Origin of the sequence: Arthrobacter sp. efr-133-R2A-120 (assembly GCF_030209835.1) — a bacterium.
In the GTDB taxonomy this organism is placed as follows: Bacteria; Actinomycetota; Actinomycetes; order Actinomycetales; family Micrococcaceae; genus Arthrobacter.
This window is the reverse complement of record NZ_JARVRF010000007.1, coordinates 52,329-77,378: the sequence shown is the minus strand read 5'-3', so window position 1 is coordinate 77,378 and position 25,050 is coordinate 52,329. Positions and strand designations below refer to the sequence as shown.

The following is a 25,050-nucleotide window of genomic DNA, read 5'->3' as shown; positions in this document are numbered from 1 at the left end:
CTTCCTTTGATTTCTGCGGCCCCCGCTTTCGGCCTCAACCTGCCCGACTACCCTTGGGAAGCTATGGCGCCGTACGTGGCCAAGGCTTCAGAACACCCGGGCGGAGTAGTCAATCTCTCCATCGGAACTCCTGTGGATCCTACGCCGCAGCTGGTCCGCGAGGCGCTCGCCGGGGCAGCTGACGCCCATGGTTACCCAACGGTCCACGGAACGGAAGCTCTTCGCGAGGCTGTGTCCACTTGGTTTGCCAGCCGTCGCGGGGTCCCGGGGATCGATCCGAGGGACGTCCTGCCCACGGTCGGCTCGAAGGAACTGGTGGCCTGGCTCCCGTTCCTGCTGGGACTCAGCGCAGGCGACGTCGTGGTCCGCCCCACTGTGGCTTACCCGACCTACGACATCGGCGCTATGCTCGCCGGGGCCACTGCGGTCGCCGCGGACAGCCTGGACGAACTTGACCCAGCCACCCGCGCAAGGGTCCGGCTGATTTGGATCAATTCTCCGGGCAACCCCACGGGCAGCGTCCGTGACGTCGAATCCCTCCGGCAGATCGTGGCCCAGGCCCGCGAGATCGGCGCAGTCGTGGCATCGGATGAATGCTATGCCGAACTCGGCTGGGGCGAATGGGATGCCCAGCGCGGCGGCGAAGCAGTGCCGAGTGTCCTTGATCCGCGCGTCACCGGAGGGTCCACGGACGGTCTGTTGTGCGTCTACTCGCTCAGCAAGCAGTCGAACCTCGCCGGCTACCGTGCCGCCTTCGTGGCAGGCGACTCCTCAATCGTGGCGAATCTGGTCAACAGCCGCAAGCACGCAGGCATGATTGTGCCCTACCCCGTCCAGGAAGCCATGCGCATCGCGCTGGGCGATGCCAACCACGTGCTCGTCCAAAAGGATCTCTACCGCGGCCGCCGTGAACGGCTTTTGCCAGCCCTGCAGAACTTCGGCCTGGACATCCACGAGTCCAAAGCGGGCCTGTACTTGTGGTCCACCGCAGGGGAGGCGACGTGGGACACAGTCCAGCGATTCGCTGACTTGGGGATCGTCGTCGGGCCCGGAGTGTTCTACGGAGACGCGGGCAATGGTTTCATCCGGGTGGCGCTCACGGGCACGGACGAACGCATCGATGCGGCCGTGGAACGCTTGGACACCGCTCGGTAACAATGCTGTGACTTGCCGCACAGGGCGCGTCATTCCGCGAGTAACCGTAGCTTGTGAATTAGTTTGTCCCGCTTACTGGCGGTAGCTTTTAACTGACTATCAATGGTGGCTTTCTCCACGAAGGCAGTCCGGTTGATGGCGCCTGCACCTGCAGGCGCCCGGCTGGAGTCACCAGATGTTGGTTGGATCAAGCTTTCGACCGAGGCCAAGAGCCTCATGAAGGGGACTCCATGACTGAGACCACCAGCGCTACCCTGCGCCATGCCGGCGGAGAACTCGAACTCCCGCGGATCAAGGTTGTAGAAGGGAACGAAGGATACGACGTTTCCAAGCTGCTGAAGCAGACGGGCGCCGTCGCCTATGACCCCGGCTTCATGAACACCGCCGCCACGACGTCGGCAATCACCTACATCGATGGCGACGCCGGTATCCTGCGGTACCGTGGCTACCCGATCGAGCAGCTTGCCCAGCACTCAAGCTTCCTGGAAGTTTCCTACCTGCTGATCTACGGCAACCTACCCACGCCCACCGAGCTGGACGCGTTTGACCAGCGGATCCGCCACCACACGCTGCTCCACGAAGAGCTCAAGGGCTTCTTCGGCGGTTTCCCGCGTGACGCGCACCCGATGCCGGTGCTTTCCTCGGCTGTCTCCGCGCTGTCCACGTTCTACCAGGACTCCTTGGACCCGTTCAACCCTGAGCACGTGGAAGTTTCCACCATCCGTCTCATGGCGAAGCTGCCGGTCATCGCGGCCTACGCGCACAAGAAGTCCATCGGCCAGCCCATGCTGTACCCGGACAACTCCATGAACCTCGTGGAGAACTTCCTGCGCCTGAGCTTCGGCCTGCCGGCGGAGCAGTACGAGCTGGACCCCGTCGTCGTCAAGGCACTGGACCTCCTGCTCATTCTGCACGCCGACCACGAGCAGAACTGCTCGACGTCGACCGTCCGACTCGTGGGCTCCTCGAACGCGAACCTGTTCGCTTCCGTTTCCGCCGGCATCAACGCCCTCTTCGGTCCCGCCCACGGTGGCGCCAACGAAGCCGTGCTGAAGATGCTGCGCCAGATCCAGGCCGACGGCATCAAGCCGGAGGACTACATGGAGAAGGTCAAGAACAAGGAGGACGGCGTCCGCCTCATGGGCTTCGGCCACCGCGTCTACAAGAACTACGACCCCCGCGCGAAGATCATCAAGGCGACGGCACACGAGATCCTGGGCAAGCTCGGCGGCAACGACGAGCTCCTGGACATCGCGATGCGCCTCGAAGAGAAGGCCCTGGCTGATGACTACTTCATCCAGCGCAAGCTCTACCCGAACGTCGACTTCTACACCGGCCTGATCTACAAGGCCATGGGCTTCCCCGAGAAGATGTTCACGGTGCTGTTCGCGATCGGCCGGCTCCCCGGCTGGATCGCCCAGTGGCGCGAAATGATCAACGACCCCCAGACGAAGATCGGCCGTCCGCGGCAGCTCTACACAGGAGAGCCGGAGCGCGACTACCCGGCGATGTAACCAGCCAACGCGGGGTCACTTACAGCCCGTCCCGAGGGACATCATGGGCCGTAAGCGACCCCGCGTTTGCTTTTAAGAGCTGTAGCCGAGGGGGTTGTTCTTCTGCCAGCGCCAGTGGTCTTCGCACATTTGGTCCACGGTCTTGGTCGTGGACCAGCTGAGATCCGCCAGGGCGGAGGAGGCGTCGGCCCAGAATGCGGGCAGGTCTCCGGCGCGGCGTCCCGTGATCTCGTACGGCAGCGGGTGGCCCACGGCTTGCTCGAAGGCGTGGAGCATCTCCAGTACGGACGTGCCCTTCCCGGAGCCGAGGTTCCAGCGGTGCACGCCGGGGCGTTCCGCAACGTAGTCCAGCGCGGCGACGTGGCCATCGGCGAGGTCGACCACGTGGATGTAGTCCCGCAGGCAGGTGCCGTCCGGGGTGTCGTAGTCTCCACCGAAGACCATGAGCTTTTCGCGGCGTCCCACGGCAACCTGGGCGATGTACGGGACCAGGTTGTTCGGGATGCCCTGCGGGTCCTCGCCGATCCTGCCGGACGGATGTGCGCCCACCGGGTTGAAGTACCGCAACAAGGCGATGTGCCAGCGCTCGTCCGCGGCGCCGAGGTCCGTGAGAATGTCCTCGATCTGTTCCTTGGTGCGGCCGTAGGGGTTGTTCGCCCCGATCTCCATCTTCTCGACGTAGGGGATCGGGTTGTGCTCGCCGTACACCGTTGCCGAGGAACTGAAAACGATCGAACGGACCCCGTGCTTGTCCATGGCCCGCAGCAGGTTCAGCGTGCCCACGATGTTGTTGTAGTAGTAGTTCAGGGGTTCCTGCACGGATTCGCCCACCGCCTTGAGCCCGGCGAAGTGGATGACGGCGTCGATCTGATGCCGGTCGAACACGGCCTCAACCGCGGGCTCATCCACCAGATCCACCTGATGGAACGCCGCGGTCCTTCCCGCCAGTTCACCGACGCGGCGCAGGGATTCTTCGCTTGAATTCACGAGGTTGTCCACCACGACCACTTCGTGCCCGGTTTCCAACAAGGACAGGACGGTGTGCGATCCGATATAGCCGGTGCCACCCGTGACAAGAATTCTCATGTGACCAACGCTAGCCGAACTTGGTCCGTGCCCGCTCAGTGTTGCGTACGCCACAGTCGCGCGGTTCCCGTGCGCCGACGGCACGGTTCAAGCACGTTTGTGCTAAAAAGTTTTGTGCCCAAGATTGTTGATGCCGAAGCCCGGCGCCAGGAAGTAGTCGAAGCCGTCTTCAGGATCATTGCCTCGGATGGCCTCGAGCGTGCCTCCTTGCGGGAGGTCGCCGACGAGGCCGGGCTTGCCGTCGGCTCGGTCCGTCACTATTTTGTCAGCAGCGATGAACTGCTGGTCCATTCCTTTGCCGTGGTCATCGACAGGATCGCCGGGCGGCTTGAGGAAGCGTACGCCGTCGTCGAATCACTAGACAAAGCCTCTGCGGAACACGACGCCGCCGTGTTAACCCTGCTGGGTCAATTCCTTCCGCTCGACGAGCAACTGGCAGTCGATGCCTGCGTGTGGATGGCATTCCGGCACGCGGCCCGGATCCGGCCGGTGCTTGAACCGGAAGCCGCACGCAGCCACCGTGCCGTGGCCGCCGTCGTCGGCCGTTTGGTGATGCGGCTGATGCCCGACGGCGGATCCATCCAGGAGCATCTGGTGACCGAGGCCGAGCGCCTCCTGGCGACCCTCGACGGACTGTGCATGCATGCCTTGCTGCAGCCTGAGTGGATGACAGCCGAGGTCTGCCGCGACGTTCTGACCGCGCATCTGGAGACTCTGGTTGCGGTCCCGTCGAACCGTTAACGTCAAGGCTCATCGGGAATAGACTGGAACCCTGAGCGGGCACCTGCCAAGGGAGGCAATCGGATGCATGACACAGGCGGTCAGGGGTGGCGGATCACAATGGACACCTCCGGACCGATGCTCATTGCCTTGTATCTGAGAGACGTTGCTGGATTGGACGGAGCCGGAACGCCGACGTTGTCCCACGCCACACCCAAAGTCAGACACGCGGACCACACGCACCTCACCGCCGAGGTAGGCGGGGTGCCGGCCCTCAAGACAGAGTGGGAGGCCTGGTGGGAGCAGTTGTTGAGGGCGTATCCGGATGCGGCGCCGGAACTTTCACCTCCGGGATTCAACGCCTTCGGCAATTCGCCTGCCCTGCGCCGAGTACTGCAGGCACACTTCGGGGCCGCCCTCACGTGGGCCCGTGAACGCCTTGAAGATTACGAAAAACTGGAAGCCGAACGCGAAGCGAGCGGCGCCACCTTGCTTCTGGGGGACATGGTGGAGGACCGCCTTCTGGAAGTCGGACGGAGTTCCCGGGACTTCCAGTTGACAATCATCGAACTTCCCCTCAGCGAGCCAAGGGCCTGGTACCTTGAGCCGGACAAGATGATCATGAGTCACCGGCTCTTGTCCGAGCCGGACATCTTCCGCAGCTACGTCCAGCCAGTGGTTGAGCTACTCGTCTGAAGCCCGCAGCCTGACGCCCGCAACCTGTGGCTTCAGCCAGAAATCATGTCTTCGGAGCCGAAACCGTGATGGTCACGGCTCCCGATGCTGCCGCTGGATCCTGCCAGCCCTTGTGGTCCTGGCGGTTCCAGGTGGCGCCGGCCACGTCAACCTGCGTCACCGAAAGGTCCTTGGCATTCGCTACTGCCCACTGGGCCACAGCCCACGCCTGCGCACCGGTAATGTTCAACTGGACCGTGCGGCCCTGGGCAACGGCTGGCAGGGAGCCGAACGCCGTCGTCATGGCCGCCACAACGGCGTTCGGATCACCGGCAGCGTCCGCGGCACGGAGCGTGCAGTCGAGGGCCCTCTCGGAATGTCCCGTCAGCGCCGACGCGTAGGCCCGGCCCATGGGTTCCTGCTGCGCGTAAGCCTGGGGGTAGGCGGAATGCTGGACCGCTTGCGCCGCATCAGTGATCGCCATGGTTTCGTAGCCGGGCACTTTGACCAAGTGGTCATAGAAGGCGTTGGTCGCGTAGACGGGATCCATGACTTCGGCCTCGGTGCCCCACCCCTGGGACGGGCGCTGCTGGAATAGTCCCCTCGAATCGGGGCCCACCTCGTCACCGTGGCCGATGTTGCGAAGCTTGGATTCCTGCATCGCGGTGGCCACAGCAATTGTGGCCGCGCGCGGAGGCAGCCCCCGCTGCACCGCAATGGCGGTGATGAGGGCGGCATTCGCAGCCTGGTCCGTCGCCAACTCGTATGAATCCGAGCCGACGACGGCGACGCAGCGCTCCGTAACCAAGGTGTCGGAGCGCTGCAGTACAGTCACCACGGCGTAGATGGCACCAGCCACCAAGGCAAGCGCCAGCAACAAGATAATGGTGCGTCGGAGACGGCGCATCCAGATAACAGCTAGTTGGCGTGGAGGGCTTCGTTGAGTTCCACCGTCTGGCCCTTGCGGGGAAGGACCTCGACTTCACCAGTGGTGGAGTTGCGGCGGAACAGCAGGTTCGGCACGCCGGAGAGCTCAACAGCCTTGATGATGCTGCTGGTGTCCTCGCCGTTGGCGTCCTTCGGGCCAGGGATGCGCACGCGGGTTCCAGCCGTGACATAAAGGCCTGCTTCGACCACGGAGTCGTCGCCGATGCTGATGCCCACGCCGGAGTTGGCGCCCAGGAGCACGCGTTCACCCAAGGCAATCTTTTCCTTGCCGCCACCGGAGAGGGTTCCCATGATGGAAGCGCCGCCACCGACGTCGGTACCGTCACCGGCAACAACGCCCGCCGAGATCCGGCCTTCCACCATGGACGTGCCGAGCGTGCCGGCGTTGAAGTTCACGAAGCCTTCGTGCATGACCGTGGTGCCTTCGGAAAGGTAGGCGCCCAAGCGGACGCGGTCGGCGTCGGCGATCCTGACGCCCGTGGGGACGACGTAGTCCACCATGCGTGGGAACTTGTCCACTCCGTAGACGGTGACCGGCCCGCGCTTGCGCAAGCGGGCACGGGTCAATTCGAAGCCGTCCACTGCGGCGGGGCCGAAGTTCGTCCACACGACGTTGGGGAGCTTGCCGAAGATGCCGTCCAGGTTGATGCTGTTGGGCTTGACCAGCCGGTGCGAAAGCAAGTGCAGGCGCAGGTAGGCGTCAACGGTGTCCGCGGGGGCCTCGTCCAGGTTGATCTGGGCAAAGACCACCTTCTGCTCGGTCCTGCGGTCTGCGTCGTGGCTTTCAGCCGCAAGTGTGGTCAGCGACTCGTCGGCGTGCTCCACGGCCCGGAGGGATGCGGCAACTTCGCCCAGTGCCGGCGCCGGAAACCATACGTCCAGCACTGTCGCTTCGCCGGCGTCGGACGTGGCGATGGTGGCCAGGCCAAAGCCATAGGCGGAGCGATCGTTGGCAGAAGCGCTATCGAGAGCGGCAGAGGCAGCGGTTTCAGTCATGGCGCAAGTCTATCGAGAGCCACTGCTTCCTTTGAAACCGTGTGTGGACCGAAGGGGTCGCAATTCGCTCGGGATACAGTGGAGAGGTGACTGTTGAAACTACCCCGATCCTTCTTGACATCAGGCAAGACGTTGCGCTGCTGACTGCCGCGCTGATGGACATCAACAGCGTGTCCGGCAACGAAGCCGCGCTTGCAGACGCCGTTGAATCCGCACTTCGTACGATCCCCGGCCTGCAGCTTCTGCGGGACGGTGACGCCATCATGGCCCGGACCGAGCTGGGACGCCCGGAGCGCGTGATTCTGGCCGGCCATCTCGATACCGTGCCGTTGCCCACCGTGGAAGGTTCGCTCGGCACCGTGCCTTCCACGTGGGAGTCCGGCGTTCCCGGGACGGGAAACCTGTATGGACGCGGAGCGACCGACATGAAGGGCGGAGTCGCGGTGCAGCTTGCGCTCGCCGCAACCATGTTCGACGGCGGCGCCGAGCCGGGTAAGGACGTGACCTTCGTCTTCTACGACCATGAGGAAGTCGAAGCGGTCAAGAGCGGCCTTGGCCGCTTGGTGCGGAATCACGGCCATCTCCTGGAGGGGGACTTCGCGATCCTGCTCGAACCCACCGACGGTACGGTGGAAGGCGGTTGCAACGGCACCAGCCGCTTCGAAGCCACCACCGTCGGGGAAGCGGCGCACTCTGCCCGGGCGTGGATGGGCAGCAATGCCATTCACGCTGCCGCACCCATCCTGGGCCGCTTGGCAGCCTACGAACCGCGCACCGTCAACGTCGATGGGCTGGACTACCGGGAAAGCCTCAATGCCGTGAAGATCAACGGCGGGACCGCCGGAAACGTGATCCCGGACCGTTGCGTCGTGGAGATCAACTACCGCTTCGCGCCGGACAAGACCCCGGATCAGGCCGAAGCCCATGTCCGCGAACTGTTGGAGGGCTTCGACGTCGTCCGCACCGACGCCGCCGCTGGAGCGCGGCCGGGCCTCAACCACCCGGCTGCCGCGTCCTTCGTTGCCGCCGTCGGTGCCGAGCCCAAACCCAAATACGGTTGGACCGACGTCGCGCGCTTCAGCGAGCTGGGCGTTCCCGCGGTCAACTTCGGGCCGGGCGATCCGCTGCTGGCGCACAAAGACAACGAACACGTCGACGCCGATGCCATCCGTGAGTGCCTCCGCGCACTGCGGTCGTGGCTGGCTGACTAGGTGGAGTGACCTCACTTTTTGCTTGAGATCGTGGGTGTGGCCCGTGGGCTTGGTTCCGGAACCAAGCCCACGGGCCACACCTGCGTTTACGGCGTTCTTGTGCCTAGCCCTCGATTGCCACAATCTCCGACTTGGTCACCTTCACCACTTTGACGTTGCGGCGCATCCGGCCTTCAAGCCACTTGGCGATTCCGGCCAGGATCAGGCACATTCCGACGTACAGAACGCCCGCGATGATCGCGGAAGGAATGATCGGCGAACCGTACTGGGCCTGGCTTCCGAAGTACTTGGCCTGGAAGAGGATCTCGTTGTAAGTCACGATGAATCCCAATGCGGTGTCCTTGAGGATGACCACGAGCTGGGAAATGATCACCGGGAGCATCGAGCGGACCGCCTGTGGCAACAGGATGTTTGTCATGACCGCGCTCTTCGGCAAGCCGATGGCATAGCCGGCCTCGCTTTGTCCGCGGGGGAGCGATTCGATGCCGGCCCGGAAGACTTCAGCCAGCACAGATCCGTTGTAGAGGACCAGGCCCGCAACGACTGCCGTGAAAGGCGTGATCCCCTGAACGCCGAGCGGAGGGAGCCCGTAGTAGAAGATCATCATGAGGATCAGCAGCGGAATGGCGCGGAAGAGTTCCGTGAATCCATAGCAAGGCAAGCTGATCCACTTACGGTCGGAGAGCCTGCCGAAGGCCAGGAAGACACCCAGCACCAGGCTGAGCACGGCTGCCGTGGCAAAAGCCGAAAGCGTGGCACCCACCGATTGGATGATGGTCTGCTGAACCAGGGGGAAGGTGAACAACTGCCACTTCTTCGCGTCGAACTGCCCGCTTTGGGCGAAGCGAAGGACGATGAATCCGACGATGGCGATAATGACCAGGGCGGTCACGACGCCGAGAATCCGGTAGCGTGCGCGGGCCTTTGGCCCCGGAGCGTCAAAAAGGACCGAGCTCATCGGGCCACCTTCCATTTCTTTTCAAGCTTCCGCTGGACAAAGGAAAGAATGAAAACGAGCAGAACGAAGATGAGTGCGACCCAAAGCAGCCCGGCCATGGCGGGCTCACCGCGCTCAGAAAGATTCGATCGGATGGCTCCTGCTTCTGCGACTGAGAAGCCCGCCGCCACGGTGGTGTTCTTGAGCAGTGCAATGAACACGCTGAACATGGGCGGGATGACGGCGCGGAAAGCCTGCGGGAGGATCACCAGCGTAAGGGTTTGCGTGAACGGCAGGCCGATGGCGCGCGCAGCTTCGGCTTGGCCGACAGGGACTGTATTGATACCGGAGCGGACGGCCTCCGCCACATAAGTCGCGGTGTACAGGCTGAGGCCGACGGTTGCGGCGGTCATGAAATCAATTTCAACGAGGCCGAGCTTCGGGTAGCCCAAGGCAAAAAAGAACAGAACCAACGTCAACGGAGTGTTGCGCACGACGTTGATGTACAAGGTGGCTGCAGCGCGCATCGCAGGAATGGGGGAAACACGCAGCGTTGCCACGATGGTGCCCAGGATCAGGGCGAAGATCCCGGCGAAAAAGAAAAGTATGAGGGTGTTCCGGAACCCCGTAATGAAGAGGTCCGAGTTATTCAGCAGCGTATTCACAGAATGGTCGCTTTCAGCCGATATTTGAGGGGGCGGCCAATGGCCGCCCCCTCAACATGGGTTTAGTAGTTGTCCACTGCGGGCTGGGTGACCTTGGTGCCGGACTGTCCCAGCGTGGAGTCGTAGATCTTCTGCCACACCGAGCCGCCATCGGTGAACATCTTGTTGACGAACTTGCGGAAGGCGGTGTCGCCCTTCTTCAAGCCGACGCCGTACTTCTCAACGGTGAACGGTTGGCCGACCACCTTGAGGTTGTCGGCGTCCTGGGAGGCGTAGCCGATCAGGATTGCCTGGTCGGTAGTCACGGCATCGACCTGGCCGCTCTTGAGGGCCTCGACGCACTGCGAGTACGTGTCGAACTCGGTGGTCTTGGTGCCGGGGAAGTTTGCCTTGATGTTCTGGATGGGGGTTGAGCCGGTGGCTGAACAGACGTTCTTCCCGGACAGGTCCTTCTCACTATTGATTGAGGTGTTGCTCTTCTTGACCAGCAAGCCCTGGCCAGTCACGAAGTAGGGTCCGGCAAAGTCGACCAGCTGCTTGCGCTTGTCGGTGATGGAGTATGTCCCCACGTAGTAGTCGATGTCGCCGTTGGTAATGGCGGACTCGCGGTTGGCCGAAGGGATTGGCTTGAATTCGATCTTGTCCTTGGAGAATCCGAGGGATGCCGCAATCCACTGGGCAACCTGAATATCAAAACCGCTGTACTCGCCGGTCGCGGCATCCTTGAATCCCAGTCCGGGCTGGTCCTGCTTGACGCCGATCGTGACCTTTCCGTTCGACTTGATCTTGTCGAACGTGGGGCTGCCCGTGATGGACACGTTCTGGGCCACCGTGAACGGTGCAGACTCGCTGCTTGGCGCGGTGGTGGAACCCCCGCCGCCACCGCATGCGCTCAGCGAAAGGGCGAGCGCCGCGCTTGCAGCGACCAGGAGGGTTTTCCTCCGGGTGATAAAAGCCTTCATGATATTCCTTTCATTGTGCGGCCACCCCCGCGGCCTGGGTGCGGTGAGTGCTAGTGAGTCAGGAGTTTGGAGAGGAAATCCTTGGCGCGGTTGCTCTGGGGATTGGTGAAGAATTCCTCTGGCTTGGCGTCTTCCACGATCTGGCCGTCGGCCATGAAGACAACGCGGTCGGCGGCTTTGCGCGCAAAGCCCATCTCGTGGGTGACCACGATCATGGTCATGCCTTCCTTGGCCAACTGGACCATGACATCCAGGACCTCGTTGATCATTTCCGGATCAAGTGCCGAGGTCGGCTCGTCGAACAGCATGACCTTCGGCTTCATGGCCAGCGCCCGGGCAATTGCCACGCGCTGTTGTTGTCCGCCGGACAGCTGCGCAGGCATCTTAGGTGCCTGCTGCCCGACGCCAACCCGCTCCAACAACGCCATGGCGTCCTTGTCCGCGGTTGCTTTGTCCAGTTTCTTGACCTTGATCGGCCCCAGGGTGACGTTTTCGAGAATCGTCTTGTGGGCGAACAGGTTGAAGGATTGGAAGACCATCCCGACGTCGGCCCGGAGGAGGGCAAGTTCCTTGCCTTCTTCGGGCAGCTTCTTGCCGTCGATGGAGATCTCACCCGTGTCGATGGTCTCCAAGCGGTTGATGGCCCGGCACAGCGTGGACTTGCCCGAGCCCGACGGCCCGATGACAACCACAACCTCACCCTTTTTGACCTGGAGGTTGATGTCCTTCAGGACATGCAGTTGACCATAGTGCTTGTTGACGCCATTCAGGGAGACGAGGGCATCGCTGGCGGCTTGAATAGTCATGGGACGAATCTAGCGAAGAATTGATTCAAGATGAGCCAGCTCACAATAACTTCCGCAGATCGTGATTCAACAGATACCTGTCTTGCAGGTATTTGACAGTGAATGGTGCGCGGGACAAACAACACCGCAAACTACAGGGCCACGCTGGAACGGCAGCAGCCGCCATCCGCGCTAGCCTAGGTCAATGAGTACCAGCCAGCCCCAAGTTCCTAGTCCAGACGCCAATGGCAAGGCGATGAGCAACGGATCCGCAGCGTCAGCTCCGGCCGTTGCCCCGGAGCCGCCAGCCAAGCACAAAGGACCCTTGGAGCTTCGGCGCAAACAGGCTGCCATGCCGATGTCGGACCAGCGACTCCTGGACACGAGGGGAGCCGACCACTTCATCCACACCGACCCGTGGCGGGTCCTGCGGATCCAGAGTGAATTCGTTGAAGGCTTCGGCGCGCTTGCTGAGCTCGGTCCCGCTGTCAGTGTCTTTGGTTCCGCCCGCACCAAGCCGGGCACCGGCTATTACGACATGGGCGTGCAGGTCGGCCGCCACCTCGCGGAAGCCGGGGTCGCCGTCATTACCGGCGGTGGCCCGGGATCCATGGAAGCCGCCAACCGGGGCGCTGTTGAGGGCAACGGCGTTTCCGTCGGGCTGGGAATCGAACTGCCCTTTGAACAAGGCCTCAACCGGTGGGTGGACCTTGGCATCAACTTCAGGTACTTCTTCGCCCGCAAGACCATGTTCGTCAAGTACGCCCAAGGGTTCATCGTCCTGCCGGGCGGCCTGGGGACCCTGGACGAACTGTTTGAAGCCATGGTTCTGGTGCAGACCCGCAAGGTGACATCGTTCCCCATCGTCCTCCTGGGGGTCGACTTCTGGAGCCCGATGATCGAATGGATCAAGGGGACCCTGGTGGCCGAAGGCATGGTCTCCGCAAAGGACCTGGACCTGATCCAGCTTGTGGACGATCCCGCGGACGCCGTGCACCGGGTCCTGCACGGAATCCCGCGGCCACCTTCGACCAACGGAGACCAGCGCCCGGAGTAGCGTTGCCGGCGCTGAGCTCCCAGCTGAGTCTGGCACGATGGTTGTTGTGAGCTTTTTTCTGGTCTTTCTCGCGATTGTCATCGTCGGTGCCGTGTTGTTCCTCGGCGCCGGAATGGCCAAATCGAGCCGCGACTCCGGCGCCGGGTTGGATGAACCTGTCCCGAACCTGCCTCCGGTTCTGCTACCGGCCGGAGCAAAGGCGTCCGACGTCGACCGGGTGCGGTTTGCCCTTGGCCTGCGGGGCTACCGGATGGACCAAGTGGACGAGGTGCTCGATGAGCTGAGGGATCAGCTGACCTCCCAGGAGAGGGAAATCGAACGGCTGAAACTGGCCCTTGAAGCAGCCGGGAACCAGGAAGAACCAAAAGAGTGACCCAGTCAGTCGAAGCGCGGTCCCCAAAGGGGTACCTGGCCCGAAGACTGCGCCGCCTCGGGGCCCATGCCGCGAGCTGGCCGTGGTGGCTCCAAGTGGCCCTCGTCTACATCGCCTCGAGACTTGTCAGCGCTTGTATCTTCATGGCTGCAGCATTGCAGCAAGGCGTCAATCCGTGGTTCCCGCCCGCACCCGACTACTGGAACTTCATCACCATCTGGGATGGGCGCTGGTACGCCGAAGCCGCAAACAACGGTTATCCGTCTGTTTTGCCGGTCAATGCGAACGGCGGCGTCGCGGAAAATTCCTGGGCGTTCTATCCGCTGTTTCCCTACCTTGCCAGGGCCCTCGGCGCCCTCGCCGGACTGGCGACGCTGCCCGCGCTGACGGTCGTCGCCATGGTGGCCGGGCTCGGAGCGGCCCTGGTGGTCTACAAACTGTTCCGCGAATACGCCGGGCGAACCACGGCACTGTGGGCACTGACCTTCTTCTCGATGTTCCCCGTCTCGGCCATCCTGCAGGTCCCCTACGCTGAATCCCTCAATACCCTGCTCCTGGCGGCTTCCCTCCTGCTGATCGTGCGTCGCAAGTACCTCGGGGCGATACCCGTGGTCTTGCTCATGTGCCTGTCGCGGCCCACCGGCGTGCCCTTCGCAGCCATGGCAGGGCTGCTCCTGCTCCACCACTTGTGGAAGAGGTTCGGGCGCCGCCCATCAGTGCCAGGCGACGTGCCAGCCGGCGTGCCCGCAGCCCGGTCCATTCCGACGCTCCGGGAACTTGGATCGCTGGCCGCGCTCGTAGTGGTCAGCGTGGCTGGGGCTTTCGCTTGGCCGGCCATTGCCTGGGCAGTCACGGGGGATCCGCTCGCCTACACCAAGACCGAAACTGTCTGGCGCGGGGACGACCTCGTTCCGTTCAAGCCGTGGTTCGAGACTGGTCAAATGCTCTTCGGACCGGTACTCGGCATCCTTGCGCCGTTCGTCTTCCTGGCTCTCTTTGCCCTGCTGATGTTGAGCAAACCTGTCCGGGCCCTGGGCACCGAACTAAGGCTGTGGTGCACGTGCTACATGGGGTATCTTCTCGTCTTCCTGCACCCCCAGACGAGTACGTTCCGGATGCTCTTGCCATTGTTCCCCTTGGCGCTCAGCGCGGCCTGGTTGTCCCGTTCGAAGGCCTACCGGGGCACTGTGGTGGTCATGTTCTTCCTCCTCCAGATCGTATGGATCGTCTGGCTGTGGGCGTGGGCGCAGTTGCCGGGCGGCGGCGACTATCCTCCGTGAGGCACCGCGTCGTTTCGCCTGTTCAAGCGCGATCACGGCCCGCCGGGAAAAGTCCATCAATTAGCTACGGGCGGGTAATTACGAGATAATGGACACAAGCAAGGACAAAGGCACTCTCGGGTGCCCGGCGACGACGACTGAACTGCCATGACTGTCGACGCCGTATATTCCACGCGGAGCCAACCCGGCCGGGTTGGCGGGATTTGGGACAACTGGAGGGGATTTTCCTAATGGCGGCTATGAAACCACGTACTGGCGACGGCCCTATGGAAGTAACCAAAGAGGGCCGCAGCCTGATCATGCGTGTGCCGCTCGAAGGCGGAGGACGGCTGGTGGTCGAGCTCAACGCAGCAGAGGCGGCGAACCTCAAGGAATGCCTCGTAGGCGTTACCGAATAGATTCACTGGGCAGGGCCCGGCAGAAGAGCCGGCGCCCTGCTTTCATGTTTAAGCCTGAAAGCGAATGGTGGCCGCTTACTTCTTGACCGCTACCAGCAAGCCGTCGCCGGTGGGAAGCATCGCCGAGGAGAGCCGTTCGTCGTCGCGGATGGCCTTGCCGATCTGGCGCAACACGACGGTGGTGCTGTCCCTGGCAGCCGGATTGGAAACCTTGTCCTTGTCCAGGGCGTCATTGATGACGAGTGTCCCGCCCGACTTGAGCAACCGGATGGCTTGCTCGACGTAGCCGGGAAAGTTGGGTTTGTCGGCGTCGATGAACACGAGGTCGTACGCGGAGTCGGTGAGGCGCGGCAGGACGTCGGCCGCGCGGCCGGAGATGGTCCGGGTGCGGTTCGCCGGACTGCCGGACTCCAGGAAGGCCTCGCGGGCGGCCTTGAGGTGCTCGACGTCGACGTCGATAGTGGTCAGGACAGCCTGCGGGCTGAGGCCCCGCAGCAGGCAGACGCCGGAGACACCTGCCCCGGATCCGACCTCTACAACCGTCTGGGCCTTCGACGCCGCGGCCAGCACCGTCAGGACGGCGCCAACGCCGGGGCTCACGGGAGTAACGCCCAGCTCGAAGGAACGTTCACGGGCGCGAAGCAACACGTCGTCCTCGGCAGGCAGATCTTCTGCATAGGACCAGCTGGTTGACTTGTCGGCACTCATGGGGGTTCGCTTTCCAGGCAGAGGGGTATTGCTTACAGACTACTGGCTACGGGCCGCCCAGCCCGGACGCCTGTGGCGCGCAATTCTGTGTCTTCCAGGTGTCTTCCCCATGATGTTCGCTCTGCGGGAAAAGTGTGACTGCGATCAGCAAAATCTCAGGCAACACTGGGATGATGTATATCCAGCCATCCAAGTGACGGCCGGCAACGAACTCCTGAGTGACCGGCAGGATGACAAACAGTTTGAGGGGAGCGGACGATGCGGGCATCAAGTGCTGCGCCAGTCCAGACAACGGCAGCAGTCCTGGGTTCCACCGACACGGCCCCGCCGGCCGAAGAATGGGTCAGGCCAAGCTGGGAGGAAGTGGTGGAGAACCACTCCGCCAAGGTCTTCCGCCTTGCCTATCGGCTCACTGGAAACAAGTTCGACGCCGAGGACCTCACCCAGGAAGTCTTCGTCAGGGTCTTCCGTTCGCTCGAAAACTTCAAGCCAGGCACACTCGACGGCTGGCTGCACCGCATCACCACCAACCTCTTCCTTGACCAGGCGCGCCGGAAGAGCCGTATACGCTTCGACGCCTTGGCCGAGGACGCCGAATCCCGCCTGCCGGGGCATGAACCCGGTCCGGAGCAGAGCTTCGAGCTGAACAACCTCGATCTCGACGTCCAGCGCGCCCTGGAAGAACTCCCCCCGGACTTTCGCGCCGCCGTCGTGCTTTGCGACCTTGAAGGCCTCTCCTATGACGAAGTTGCCGAAGCGCTCGACGTGAAACTGGGGACCGTCAGGTCCCGCATCCACCGCGGACGGACAATGCTCCGCGAAAAGCTCGCCCACCGGGATCCGCGTCCGGTCCAAGCCCGCAAACCGCGGCTCAAGATGCCGCGCATCGCCGGTCTCCTTTAGTCGCCGATGGGTCTGCTGAAAGGACGACGCGGTGGTTTGGCCCGGGGAACTATCCGGCACAGCCGCGCCCCCGGCCATCTGCAGAAGTGCTCTGAATGCCACGCCGCGGTCCTGCGGGAACGCCAGTACCTCGAACGGCTTCGCCGCGCCGCCGTCCCTGAGGCCAGCCAGGATTTCACCAACAGGCTGATTGAGCACACGCAGCGGTTGGCGCAATCCGATTTTCCTGAGCGCCCTGCGCCTCAGCGAAGCGTGTGGCACGGTGTCCGGCTTGCCAGTGCCGCCGCCGGCGGACTCGCCGTCAGCGCCGGAATCCTCGCGGTTGCAGCCTACGCGCTCGGCGGTGAAGTTGCGCCACAGGCGTCTAACCGGGGAGAGCAGGAAGTCCGGACCTTGGTCAGTTCAACCGTGCCCGGAAACTCCGGCGAGCAGCTGCCCATGACAGGGTCGCAGTTGAGCCTGCCGGTCAGCGTAGCCGGAACGGTGAGCCTGAGCGAGCAGCAGTTGTCCGAGCTGCGGAAAGACGGCTGGGCATGTCCCGAAATGGCAAGCATGGGATACCATGTGGTTTCCGCCCGGGCCTTGATGCAGGACGGGCACCCCGCCGTTGAGCTGCACCTCAGCGACGGTGACCACCACGCCACCATGGTGGAGCAGCACTTGGAGGGCAGCAGCACTTCGGGAACCCAGCTGTCCATCACCCAGGGGGCCCCGTGGCAAGCCGTCTACTCCTCGCCCGTGGCCGTGCTGCGTTATTCCTCCGACCTGCCTGCGAACCAGGCTGCGGGAGCCGTTCCGGAGCTCGTGAAGGCCGGCGACTCGCTGATGGTTGCCCGGCCCGCCGAAAACAGTGCAGAGACCTGGAACGAACGCTTGCAACGGGGACTCCACGCCCTGGCCGGCCTCGCGGGTTTCTGAGCGCACCAACAGACAAGGTAATCTTCGATACGTGTTTGGAATCAATGGCTCGGAGTTTCTCATCCTGCTGATCATCGGCGTCATCGTGATCGGTCCCAGCCGTTTGCCTGAATACACGCGGAAGTTGACGAATCTGGTCAAGGAACTGCGGCGCATGGCGTCCGGTGCCCGTGAGCAGATCAAGGAAGAAGTCGGCATCGACATCGATGAAGTCGACTGGAAGAAGTATGACCCGCGCCAGTACGATCCGCGCCGCATCATCAAGGAAGCGCTGCTCGACGACGACACGAAGCCTGTCAGCGACGGTGCGCCCGCCGCTGTAGCAGCCGTGGACGCCGCGCCGAAAGTTCCCGAGCGGGTTGTTGAACGGCTTTCCGTCGGTGAGAAAGCGCCCTTCGACGCTGAGGCCACCTAGAAGCTATTTCGGCTGGATCCCTAGGGACATACCAGCCAGGCCGCGAGGCTTGGCGTTGAGCTTGCCCGCGATGCCCTGAAGTGCCTGTGCGGCGGCCGTCTCCGGAGCCGTCAACACCACGGGGAGGCCTGCGTCTCCGCCTTCGCGCAGACGGATGTCCAAGGGGATTTGTCCCAACAGCGGAACGTCGGTTCCGACGGCGGTGCTCAGCCGCTCAGCCAGCACCTGCCCGCCGCCGCTTCCGAACAACTCCATCCTGCCGCCGTCGGGCAGTTCCAGGAAGGACATGTTCTCCACGACTCCGGCAAGCTTCTGGCCCGTCTGAGTAGCGATGGTTCCGGCGCGCTCGGCAACATCCGCTGCCGCGGCCTGCGGGGTGGTGACCACGAGGATTTCGGCGTTGGGAAGCAACTGCGCCACCGAGATGGCGATGTCGCCCGTGCCGGGCGGAAGATCCAGGAACAGGGCATCCAGATCGCCGAAATAGACATCCGTGAGGAATTGTTCCAGGGCGCGGTGCAGCATGGGCCCGCGCCAGGCCACTGCCTTGTTCCCGGAAACGAACATGCCAATGGAGATCACCTTCACGCCGAAGGCCACGGGCGGGAGGATCATGTCGTCCACGCGTGTGGGCTGCTGCGTGATTCCCATGAGCGCCGGGACGGAGAAACCGTGGACATCGGCGTCGACGATTCCGACGCGCAGCCCTTGTGCCGCAAGGGCACACGCAAGGTTGACCGTCACCGAGGACTTGCCTACACCGCCCTTGCCGCTGGCTACGGCGAAGACCTTCGTCAGGGAGCCCGGTTCGTTGAAGGGGATTCCGCGTTGCCCGCCTGCGCCTCGCAGACGTTCTTTGAGGGCATCGCGTTGCGCTTGCGTCATGACCTTGAGTTCGACCTCGACGCCGGTCACGCCCGGAACCCGCGTAAGGGCGGCAGTGGCGTCGGTCGTGATGGTTTCCCGCAAGGGGCAGCCGGCGATGGTCAGCAGCACCGCAACCCGGACGGTTCCGTCCGGACTGGCCTCGACCGAATCCAGCATCCCCAATTCCGTGATGGGACGGCGGAGTTCGGGATCGATGACGGTTGCCAAGGCAGCGTTGAGGGCCTCGACGGATGGAGTGCTCATGGGGTGGGTGTTCAGCTTTCGGGCTGGTTGGGAGGACCCGGGTTCCGCGCCGGCGCCGTGCCGACGGCCGAGAGGTCGGGTTCGGATTGGTCAGCGCTGGAATGCGCCGGATGGATCTTGGGGATCTGCTGGGTGGGGGGATTGCGCTGTTTGTTGCGCTTGTCCTTGATTTTGTCCTTGGCTTTCTCGCCGTTATTGGAGCCGCCGGAATTGTTCGGACCCAACTCTTCCTGGGCTTCGAGCAGATCTGACAGCAGCGAGCGGAGTTCGGCACGCACGTAATCCCTGGTAGCGACCTCGCGCAAGGCGATGCGGAGGGCTGCGACCTCGCGGGTCAGGTATTCGGTGTCAGCCAGATTGCGCTCGTCACGGGCGCGGTCCTGCTCGATTGTCACGCGGTCCCTGTCATCCTGGCGGTTCTGGGCCAGCAGGATCAAGGGCGCAGCGTAGGAGGCCTGCGTGGAGAAGAAAAGATTGAGGAGGATGAACGGGTAGGGATCCCATTGGAAGCCGAACAAGCCAATGACGTTGAACGCGATCCAGACGACCACGAAGATCGTCATGTAGAACAGGAAATTCGCCGTACCCATATAGCGGGCGAATCGCTCGGCAAACCGGCCGAAGGCATCGGGATCGCTGCCGAAATTCGGCAGCATGCGGGAGCGCAGCTCGAGCGGCGTGTCCAGTCCTCCGCTGGTGGGCTTCTCAGCCAATTCGGCCTCCTAGTTTCCTGATCGGGGCTCCGTCTTCGTGGGTTCGCCAGTCGTCCGGGAGCAAATGGTCTAAGAGGTCATCAACAGTCACCGCCCCTACGAGACGGCCGGCGCTATTCACGACCGGGAGGGAGTTGAGGTTGTAGGAGGCCATGGTGTGGCTGACCTCGCTGACGCTGGCGTGATCGGAAACCGGCTCCAGGTTCTTGTCCACGATGCTGCCGAGCTGTTCGGGCGGGGCGCTGCGGAGCAATTGCTGGATATGCACGACGCCGAGGAAGCGCCCCGTGGGGGTCTCCAACGGCGGGCGGCAGATGAAGATGGCCGAGGCCAGGGCGGGGGAAAGCTCTTCGCTGCGCACATGGGCCAGCGCTTCAGCGACCGTGGCTTCCGGGGGCAGGATAACGGGAACCGGGGTCATGAGGCCGCCGGCAGTGTCTTCGTCGTACTGCAGGAGCCTGCGGACGTCGTCGGCCTCGTCGGGCTCCATCAGGAGCAGCAGTTCCTCGGCCTTCGCGGAAGGCAGGTCCGCCAACAGGTCGGCGGCGTCGTCCGGGTCCATTTCTTCCAGCACGTCGGCTGCACGTTCGTTGTCCAAAGCGGACAACAGGGTGACTTGGTCTTCTTCGGGCAATTCCTGGAGCACATCGGCGAGGCGTTCGTCCTGCAGTTCGCTGGCCACTTCGATCCGTCGCTTGTCCGACATTTCCTGGAGTGCATCGGCAAAGTCGGCCGGTTTGAGGTCCTCGTGAGTAGCAACGAAGTGGCTTGCACCCTGGGGATCGTTCTCGGAGCCCTGCAGCGTGTCCGCCCAGTCCACAAGGAGGGTATGACCGCGGCGCAACCCCCGGAGCCTGGAGGTGGACGTGCCGCGTCGAATGAAAAGTTTGGAGACCAGCCAGTCACCGTTGCGCTGCTGGTCCATGGCGATGTCTTCGATGATGGCGTCGCCGCTGCCGTCTTTAAGGGTCACCTTGCGGTCAAAGAGCTCGCCGACCACCAGTTGCTCGGCGCCGCGTTGCTGGAAGCGGCGCAGATTGACCAGCCCGGTGCAGATGATCTGGCTCTGGTCCATGGACGTCAGCCTCGTCATGGGAACGAAGACGCGCTTCTTGCCCGGAACTTCGACGACGATACCCACTGCGTGCGGGGCCCCGCGCAGGCCGCGCGAGAGCACCACGACATCGCGCAGCCGGCCCAGGCGATCGCCCAGGGGGTCGAAAACGTCGAGGCCGAGCAAGCGCGCAACAAAGATGCGTGACGGATTTGTGCTCACCCTTACAGGCTACCGAGTCTGCTCTCTTTTAGCTGAATTTCAGCCGGTTCACATGTGTATGGGACAGAATGGGGGTATGGCGAACATTTTCGGTGCCCCCAAGGCCACGGAGGAATCCCGCAGCGTCCCCAAAGGCGACACCGTGGGCTCTTACACTTCCTATCTCGATGCCCAAAAGGCGGTGGATTACCTTGCCGACCAGCAGTTCCCCGTCCAGCATGTCTCCATTGTCGGAAACGACCTCAAAATGGTGGAGCGGGTAACGGGACGGCTCAGTTACCCCCGGGTCGCTTTGTCCGGCGCCCTGAGCGGTATGTGGTTCGGCCTGTTCGTGGGCGTCATGCTTTCGTTCTTCACCCCGGCCGGAGGCCCCTTCTCGATCGTGACGTCGGTCCTCATGGGTGCGGCATTCTTCATGCTCTTTGGGATCGTCACCTACGCTGCGCAGCGCGGGAAGCGGGACTTCACCTCCACCAGCCAGGTGGTGGCGACGAACTATGACGTGATTGTCGCGCTGGAAGCGTCACAGGAAGCCCGCCGGCTACTTCACCAGTTGCCGATGAATCCCGCCGAGGCGGCTTTCGGCCGGCCGCCGCAGGCATACACGCCGCAGGACTACCGGAATCCGCCGGTCCATCCAAGTGCACCGCAGGGCCCGGCCCCGGAGCGCCCGGCTTCTTGGCAGGATCCTTACGGCCAGCGTGGACCCGAAGCAGCACAGGGAACGGCTGGTGAGGCCGCCCAGCCTGTCGCAGATGCCCCGGTCGCGGCCGCGCGGCCAACCACCGGCGTTCGCTACCCGGACCTTCCCGATGGCCGGCCGCAGTACGGTGTGCGGGTGAACGAACCAGGAAACGGCGAGCAGACCGGAAACGGTGAGGATCAGGCGAAGCAGTAGTTATTACTCGGCCCTCAGGGCCGCTACAGGCTCTATTCGAGCCGCCCTGCGGCTCGGTCCTATCGCCGCCAGGCATAAGGCAGTCAAGGTGACAATTGCGATTCCACTGAATGGCAGGACGGAAAAAGTCGTGCTCAGCGTCACGCCGAGTGCCCCGGCGACAAGCTGGGTTAGTACCCACCCAGCCAACTGACCAACGAGAAGTCCCGCAGCCAGCGCCGCAATTCCGATCAAGATCGCGTCAACGGCAACGAGCCTCGTGATGTCGCCCCGGGTGGCACCAATCGCGCGCAACATCCCGAACTCTTTCTCCCGACGAGCGACGTCGACTGAGAACAGGCCGGCCGCGCCGAGCGCGCCGAGACTGAGCGCCAGCACAACGATGCCGAAGGCGGCTCCGGCGTAGGAGCCGAGCTCTGATTCTGCGCGCTCCTTCATTTTGGCGGCAGTGATCACCGAGACCCCAGGGATGTCGGCAACTGAATCAGCGATCGTGTCCCGGAGCGCTGTGACGTCGGCACCCGGCCTCGCTTCTACATTCCAGCCGTTGGATCCAGTAATTCCGAGCTCGGCTGCCGCGTTGCGACTCATCACCACCTGGTTTCCTGTTGCCAAGGACGCGTACGTCCCGACAAGGCGAAGCGAGAGGGTCTTGCCTGCTCGATCTAATTGGACGGTGTCGCCCAAGGAAATATCGCGGCTCGCGGCGAGCGCTTCAGGAATGATGACCGCGCCTCCCTTTTTCAGGGCAGCGGGTGCAGATCCGTCACTTCCCTGACTCCACGGAAGCTGAGCTGTGGCGAAGTAGCTATTTGGATCGACAGCCAGGATTGCAACCTGGCTCGTGGCGCCTTGGAACTGCAATGCTGCGTGATCCCAAACTGTGTCCGAAACCCTGTTGATCAATTGAATTGCCGCCAGGCGTTCGTCTAATTTTTCAGCGATGGGCGTCGTGGACGATATTTGAATGTCGGCCCCGAATTGACGGCCAATCTGCTCCGTCATGGCACTCCGTACAGAGCCGACCCCGATCACAAGGGCCGCAGCCAGGCAGACGACAACGCCCATGATGGCCGTCGTCGAGTCGAGCGATGTGTGGTTGCGTAGACGCTGAGCCGCAGCCTTGCCCGTCCACCCTCTGAAGATCTGTAGCCTGGTGCAGGCGATGAGAATTGACGGAGCAAGGAAGCCCGCGGCGGCCAGCGATATGACGAAGCCAATGAGCTTGACGACGAGCGAGTCGAACAAGTAGCTGCCCGCTCCGAATATGAGGAGCATGATGCCGAGGGCGACGCGGAATTTCTTTGAAGACCTGCGCTCCGCGTCTTCGGGCGAGATGGCCGTAAGAGGGGCCTGGCGCAGCACTTTCACTATGGCCCGGGCCGCCCCGGCGCAGCCCGCGGCGACCCCGCTCAGGATGGCAAGCAGAACTTGCCAAAGTTCGACCGCCACGGTTGCTGGAGGTATGTTGCCAACAGACGATAGGCCTTGGTTGAGGATCCAGCTGACACCAAACCCAAGCCCCAGCCCGACCATCGAGCACGCGAACGCGAGCATCAGTGCCTCACACAAGACGGCGCCCGCCAGCCAGGAACCGCGGGCGCCGACAGCGCACATGACACCATAAGTCAGCCGGCGGGCATTCACTACGGACTGGAAGGCCATCGCTGATAAGAGGATCGAGATGCCTAGTACGGTGCCGGAGGCGATCATCAAGATGAGTGAAACAACCGCGATGAGGGGACCGAGGGTCGAATTGAAGGCAGAAGTGTCCTGTACTTTGAACTGAGGAGGCAGGCTGGACGAATACTCGCTCTGCCAGCGTTCAGCGGAGGTCCCGGCCGCCAGCTGGATGTCAACCCTCGATACTTGGCCTTGTTGCTTGAAGATCATCTGGGCGTAGGACAAATCGACAAAAATGTTGTCGTACGCCAACGGACCAAGAACCTTGCCATTGAACACGCCCACAATGCGCAGTTGGGTGGTTGCGTCGCTCGACGCGACCACCAGCGAATCGCCAACGTCTACGCCTAAGCGCGAAGCCACGTCAGACGGAACCAGTGCCTCAGGCTTGCTTACGGCAGGGAGCCCGCCCCGAAGCTCAAGCCTCATGAGTTGAAGCTCAGTGTTGAACGTCGTGGGGTAACCCGTAACCGTCAGCGGGCGGCCTGTTCCAACGGTTCCCGCAGGCCGGACGCTCGAATTCCGTGCCAGAGTCGGGATCGGCGTCGCAACGCCAGGGAGATCCGCCACGGCCTTCACTGCGCTCTCCGGGACCGTGGTCCCGGGAATAGCAGGCACGACCGCGACGTCGCCTATGCCCGACAGCGAGCCGGCTCCTTGCGACAGCTGGTCGTTGATGCTCTTCGATGTAAGCAGGGTGCCGAAAGTGAGCGCAACGCCGAACACCAGCGCAACCGCTGCGACTCCATATCGGGAAAAATCAAAGCGAAGTTGCCGCAAACCACGAGCGAACGCGCTCATCATGGTGAGAATCTCCCTCCCGATGTGGTCCGTTGAGGGTCAGGTCAAGTTGATCAACGATCTTCCCGTCCCGCAGCGCGATGATCCGGTCGGCGTAACTCGCAGCATATGGATCATGGGTGACCATCAGCCCGGTCGTGCGACGACCGTCTCCGATCGCGTCGCGAATCAGACAGAGAACAATATCCCTATTCCCGGAGTCGAGGCTTCCTGTCGGCTCATCGGCTAGGACGACGCTAGGAGCCCCGAATAGCGCTCGAGCGACGGCGACCCGCTGACGTTGCCCGCCTGACAATTGATCGGGAAACCTATCGGCATATTCAAGCAATCCCAGCTGATCGAGCAGCACCAGAGCATCTGATCGCCAACGAAAGCCTCTTTGACCGGAAACAATCGATGACAACCCGACGTTCTCCACCACCGTCATGCTCGGAACAAGATGAAATGCCTGGAAAATGAATCCAATATTCTCCCGCCGGAAGATTGTCTTCTGTTTTTCATCCATCTCGGAGACCCGGAGTCCTGCTACGTCTATACTCCCTGCAGTCGGCGAATCGATTCGACCGAGCAATTGGAGCAGGGTTGACTTGCCGGATCCAGATGGGCCAATGACGGCAACAAGTTCACCCGGCTGGATCTCCAGTTCAGCAATGTCTAGTGCGGCTTTCTCGTTTCCGGCACCGTCGTCATAGTGGCGACGAACGCTTTTGAGGGAAATGGCGGGAAGGTTGCCGGTCATGTCTCGATGGCCCAGACCTGGGGGAGCATCCGCTCAAATTCGAACCACATTTCCCATTCTCCGACTTCTCCGGCGAGAAGCTCCGACTCGATGACCTCCCAAA

General features: G+C 62.7%; 26 protein-coding genes. 13 read left to right on the top strand and 13 right to left on the bottom strand.

Annotated elements, in window-relative coordinates:
* The first annotated feature begins 6 nt into the window (after positions 1-6).
* Both dapC and QRN52_RS04820 read left to right on the top strand, forming a co-directional pair.
* On the top strand, positions 7-1,155 hold the full coding sequence (gene dapC, locus QRN52_RS04825) for a succinyldiaminopimelate transaminase (RefSeq protein WP_284751709.1): 1,149 nt from the start codon (positions 7-9) through the stop codon (positions 1,153-1,155).
* Positions 1,156-1,385: 230 nt separating this feature from the next.
* Complete coding sequence (locus QRN52_RS04820; protein WP_284751628.1) at positions 1,386-2,669, top strand: citrate synthase; 1,284 nt, start codon at positions 1,386-1,388, stop codon at positions 2,667-2,669.
* A 72-nt stretch (positions 2,670-2,741) separates the two neighbouring features.
* Here the strand turns inward: QRN52_RS04820 and galE are convergent, their stop codons facing one another.
* Positions 2,742-3,755, bottom strand: a complete 1,014-nt coding sequence (gene galE / locus QRN52_RS04815) for a UDP-glucose 4-epimerase GalE (RefSeq protein ID WP_284751627.1) — start codon at positions 3,753-3,755, stop codon at positions 2,742-2,744.
* A 114-nt stretch (positions 3,756-3,869) separates the two neighbouring features.
* Between galE and QRN52_RS04810 the strand changes: the two genes are divergently transcribed.
* Both QRN52_RS04810 and QRN52_RS04805 read left to right on the top strand, forming a co-directional pair.
* Positions 3,870-4,496 (top strand): TetR/AcrR family transcriptional regulator, encoded by a 627-nt coding sequence (locus QRN52_RS04810; RefSeq protein ID WP_284751626.1) that lies wholly within the window; start codon positions 3,870-3,872, stop codon positions 4,494-4,496.
* Between the two features lie 63 nt (positions 4,497-4,559).
* Positions 4,560-5,171: a hypothetical protein gene (locus QRN52_RS04805; protein ID WP_284751625.1), complete on the top strand. Its 612-nt coding sequence runs from the start codon at positions 4,560-4,562 to the stop codon at positions 5,169-5,171.
* Positions 5,172-5,214: 43 nt separating this feature from the next.
* On the opposite strand, the gene QRN52_RS04800 is transcribed toward QRN52_RS04805, so the two are convergent.
* Together QRN52_RS04800 and dapD are read right to left on the bottom strand one after the other, a co-directional pair.
* Positions 5,215-6,057, bottom strand: coding sequence for a transglycosylase SLT domain-containing protein (locus QRN52_RS04800; RefSeq protein WP_284751624.1), 843 nt, complete (start codon positions 6,055-6,057; stop codon positions 5,215-5,217).
* 11 nt (positions 6,058-6,068) lie between these two features.
* Entirely contained in the window at positions 6,069-7,094 is a 1,026-nt protein-coding gene (dapD, locus tag QRN52_RS04795) for a 2,3,4,5-tetrahydropyridine-2,6-dicarboxylate N-succinyltransferase (protein ID WP_284751623.1), read from the bottom strand.
* Positions 7,095-7,180: 86 nt separating this feature from the next.
* Between dapD and dapE the strand changes: the two genes are divergently transcribed.
* On the top strand, positions 7,181-8,305 hold the full coding sequence (gene dapE, locus QRN52_RS04790; RefSeq protein WP_284751622.1) for a succinyl-diaminopimelate desuccinylase: 1,125 nt from the start codon (positions 7,181-7,183) through the stop codon (positions 8,303-8,305).
* Between the two features lie 103 nt (positions 8,306-8,408).
* Here dapE and QRN52_RS04785 read toward each other — a convergent pair whose 3' ends face one another.
* The 4 genes from QRN52_RS04785 to QRN52_RS04770 form a co-directional block, all read right to left on the bottom strand.
* Positions 8,409-9,263 carry an amino acid ABC transporter permease gene (locus QRN52_RS04785; protein ID WP_284751621.1) on the bottom strand — a complete coding sequence of 285 codons (855 nt, stop codon included), beginning with the start codon at positions 9,261-9,263 and terminating at the stop codon, positions 8,409-8,411.
* Positions 9,260-9,907 carry an amino acid ABC transporter permease gene (locus tag QRN52_RS04780; RefSeq protein ID WP_284751620.1) on the bottom strand — a complete coding sequence of 216 codons (648 nt, stop codon included), beginning with the start codon at positions 9,905-9,907 and terminating at the stop codon, positions 9,260-9,262. The genes QRN52_RS04785 and QRN52_RS04780 overlap by 4 nt, the downstream gene beginning before the upstream one ends.
* Before the next feature lie 62 nt (positions 9,908-9,969).
* Positions 9,970-10,869 (bottom strand): glutamate ABC transporter substrate-binding protein, encoded by a 900-nt coding sequence (locus QRN52_RS04775; protein WP_284751619.1) that lies wholly within the window; start codon positions 10,867-10,869, stop codon positions 9,970-9,972.
* Between the two features lie 50 nt (positions 10,870-10,919).
* Positions 10,920-11,675, bottom strand: a complete 756-nt coding sequence (locus tag QRN52_RS04770) for an amino acid ABC transporter ATP-binding protein (RefSeq protein WP_284751618.1) — start codon at positions 11,673-11,675, stop codon at positions 10,920-10,922.
* A gap of 235 nt (positions 11,676-11,910) precedes the next feature.
* Between QRN52_RS04770 and QRN52_RS04765 the strand changes: the two genes are divergently transcribed.
* The 4 genes from QRN52_RS04765 to QRN52_RS04750 all read left to right on the top strand — a co-directional run bounded on the left by QRN52_RS04765 (position 11,911) and on the right by QRN52_RS04750 (position 14,762).
* A complete protein-coding gene (locus QRN52_RS04765) occupies positions 11,911-12,711 on the top strand; it encodes an LOG family protein (RefSeq protein ID WP_284751617.1) in 801 nt (266 codons plus the stop codon).
* 37 nt (positions 12,712-12,748) lie between these two features.
* Complete coding sequence (locus QRN52_RS04760; protein WP_284751616.1) at positions 12,749-13,084, top strand: DivIVA domain-containing protein; 336 nt, start codon at positions 12,749-12,751, stop codon at positions 13,082-13,084.
* A gap of 35 nt (positions 13,085-13,119) precedes the next feature.
* Positions 13,120-14,364 (top strand): putative hexosyltransferase, encoded by a 1,245-nt coding sequence (locus QRN52_RS04755; protein ID WP_284751708.1) that lies wholly within the window; start codon positions 13,120-13,122, stop codon positions 14,362-14,364.
* A 230-nt stretch (positions 14,365-14,594) separates the two neighbouring features.
* On the top strand, positions 14,595-14,762 hold the full coding sequence (locus QRN52_RS04750; protein ID WP_009357720.1) for a DUF3117 domain-containing protein: 168 nt from the start codon (positions 14,595-14,597) through the stop codon (positions 14,760-14,762).
* Positions 14,763-14,837: 75 nt separating this feature from the next.
* Here QRN52_RS04750 and QRN52_RS04745 read toward each other — a convergent pair whose 3' ends face one another.
* Positions 14,838-15,470, bottom strand: a complete 633-nt coding sequence (locus QRN52_RS04745; protein WP_028264931.1) for an O-methyltransferase — start codon at positions 15,468-15,470, stop codon at positions 14,838-14,840.
* A gap of 258 nt (positions 15,471-15,728) precedes the next feature.
* Between QRN52_RS04745 and sigE the strand changes: the two genes are divergently transcribed.
* The 3 genes from sigE to QRN52_RS04730 are packed head-to-tail and all read left to right on the top strand — an operon-like array spanning position 15,729 to position 17,706.
* Positions 15,729-16,373, top strand: coding sequence for an RNA polymerase sigma factor SigE (gene sigE, locus QRN52_RS04740; protein WP_234748318.1), 645 nt, complete (start codon positions 15,729-15,731; stop codon positions 16,371-16,373).
* A gap of 36 nt (positions 16,374-16,409) precedes the next feature.
* Positions 16,410-17,291 (top strand): hypothetical protein, encoded by an 882-nt coding sequence (locus QRN52_RS04735; RefSeq protein ID WP_284751615.1) that lies wholly within the window; start codon positions 16,410-16,412, stop codon positions 17,289-17,291.
* 31 nt (positions 17,292-17,322) lie between these two features.
* Complete coding sequence (locus QRN52_RS04730; protein WP_284751614.1) at positions 17,323-17,706, top strand: twin-arginine translocase TatA/TatE family subunit; 384 nt, start codon at positions 17,323-17,325, stop codon at positions 17,704-17,706.
* Positions 17,707-17,709: 3 nt separating this feature from the next.
* Here QRN52_RS04730 and QRN52_RS04725 read toward each other — a convergent pair whose 3' ends face one another.
* Genes QRN52_RS04725 through QRN52_RS04715 form a run of 3 tightly spaced genes read right to left on the bottom strand, consistent with a single transcriptional unit; the run spans position 17,710 to position 20,826 of the window.
* Positions 17,710-18,837 carry an Mrp/NBP35 family ATP-binding protein gene (locus QRN52_RS04725; protein WP_284751613.1) on the bottom strand — a complete coding sequence of 376 codons (1,128 nt, stop codon included), beginning with the start codon at positions 18,835-18,837 and terminating at the stop codon, positions 17,710-17,712.
* Positions 18,838-18,848: 11 nt separating this feature from the next.
* A complete protein-coding gene (locus QRN52_RS04720) occupies positions 18,849-19,493 on the bottom strand; it encodes a DUF1003 domain-containing protein (protein ID WP_284751707.1) in 645 nt (214 codons plus the stop codon).
* Between the two features lie 49 nt (positions 19,494-19,542).
* A complete protein-coding gene (locus QRN52_RS04715; protein ID WP_236812034.1) occupies positions 19,543-20,826 on the bottom strand; it encodes a magnesium transporter MgtE N-terminal domain-containing protein in 1,284 nt (427 codons plus the stop codon).
* A 76-nt stretch (positions 20,827-20,902) separates the two neighbouring features.
* On the opposite strand from QRN52_RS04715, the gene QRN52_RS04710 reads away from it, so the two are divergent.
* Positions 20,903-21,724 (top strand): YflT domain-containing protein, encoded by an 822-nt coding sequence (locus tag QRN52_RS04710; protein ID WP_284751612.1) that lies wholly within the window; start codon positions 20,903-20,905, stop codon positions 21,722-21,724.
* Between the two features lie 3 nt (positions 21,725-21,727).
* Here QRN52_RS04710 and QRN52_RS04705 read toward each other — a convergent pair whose 3' ends face one another.
* Both QRN52_RS04705 and QRN52_RS04700 read right to left on the bottom strand, forming a co-directional pair.
* Positions 21,728-24,211, bottom strand: a complete 2,484-nt coding sequence (locus QRN52_RS04705) for an FtsX-like permease family protein (protein ID WP_284751611.1) — start codon at positions 24,209-24,211, stop codon at positions 21,728-21,730.
* A complete protein-coding gene (locus QRN52_RS04700) occupies positions 24,168-24,947 on the bottom strand; it encodes an ABC transporter ATP-binding protein (RefSeq protein WP_284751610.1) in 780 nt (259 codons plus the stop codon). Before QRN52_RS04700 ends, QRN52_RS04705 begins: the two co-directional genes overlap by 44 nt.
* Positions 24,948-25,050: the final 103 nt, after the last annotated feature.

Coding starts and splice junctions, on each gene's coding strand:
- QRN52_RS04775 (WP_284751619.1), bottom strand. CDS start 10,869: ATGAAGGCTTTTATCACCCGGAGGAAAACCCTCCTGGTCGCTGCAAGC.
- QRN52_RS04750 (WP_009357720.1), top strand. CDS start 14,595: ATGGCGGCTATGAAACCACGTACTGGCGACGGCCCTATGGAAGTAACC.
- QRN52_RS04710 (WP_284751612.1), top strand. CDS start 20,903: ATGGCGAACATTTTCGGTGCCCCCAAGGCCACGGAGGAATCCCGCAGC.
- QRN52_RS04770 (WP_284751618.1), bottom strand. CDS start 11,675: ATGACTATTCAAGCCGCCAGCGATGCCCTCGTCTCCCTGAATGGCGTC.
- QRN52_RS04705 (WP_284751611.1), bottom strand. CDS start 24,211: ATGATGAGCGCGTTCGCTCGTGGTTTGCGGCAACTTCGCTTTGATTTT.
- QRN52_RS04760 (WP_284751616.1), top strand. CDS start 12,749: ATGGTTGTTGTGAGCTTTTTTCTGGTCTTTCTCGCGATTGTCATCGTC.
- sigE (WP_234748318.1), top strand. CDS start 15,729: ATGCGGGCATCAAGTGCTGCGCCAGTCCAGACAACGGCAGCAGTCCTG.
- QRN52_RS04800 (WP_284751624.1), bottom strand. CDS start 6,057: ATGCGCCGTCTCCGACGCACCATTATCTTGTTGCTGGCGCTTGCCTTG.
- QRN52_RS04785 (WP_284751621.1), bottom strand. CDS start 9,263: ATGAGCTCGGTCCTTTTTGACGCTCCGGGGCCAAAGGCCCGCGCACGC.
- QRN52_RS04720 (WP_284751707.1), bottom strand. CDS start 19,493: ATGCTGCCGAATTTCGGCAGCGATCCCGATGCCTTCGGCCGGTTTGCC.
- QRN52_RS04765 (WP_284751617.1), top strand. CDS start 11,911: ATGAGCAACGGATCCGCAGCGTCAGCTCCGGCCGTTGCCCCGGAGCCG.
- QRN52_RS04745 (WP_028264931.1), bottom strand. CDS start 15,470: ATGAGTGCCGACAAGTCAACCAGCTGGTCCTATGCAGAAGATCTGCCT.
- galE (WP_284751627.1), bottom strand. CDS start 3,755: ATGAGAATTCTTGTCACGGGTGGCACCGGCTATATCGGATCGCACACC.
- dapD (WP_284751623.1), bottom strand. CDS start 7,094: ATGACTGAAACCGCTGCCTCTGCCGCTCTCGATAGCGCTTCTGCCAAC.
- QRN52_RS04700 (WP_284751610.1), bottom strand. CDS start 24,947: ATGACCGGCAACCTTCCCGCCATTTCCCTCAAAAGCGTTCGTCGCCAC.
- QRN52_RS04805 (WP_284751625.1), top strand. CDS start 4,560: ATGCATGACACAGGCGGTCAGGGGTGGCGGATCACAATGGACACCTCC.
- QRN52_RS04725 (WP_284751613.1), bottom strand. CDS start 18,837: ATGAGCACTCCATCCGTCGAGGCCCTCAACGCTGCCTTGGCAACCGTC.
- QRN52_RS04820 (WP_284751628.1), top strand. CDS start 1,386: ATGACTGAGACCACCAGCGCTACCCTGCGCCATGCCGGCGGAGAACTC.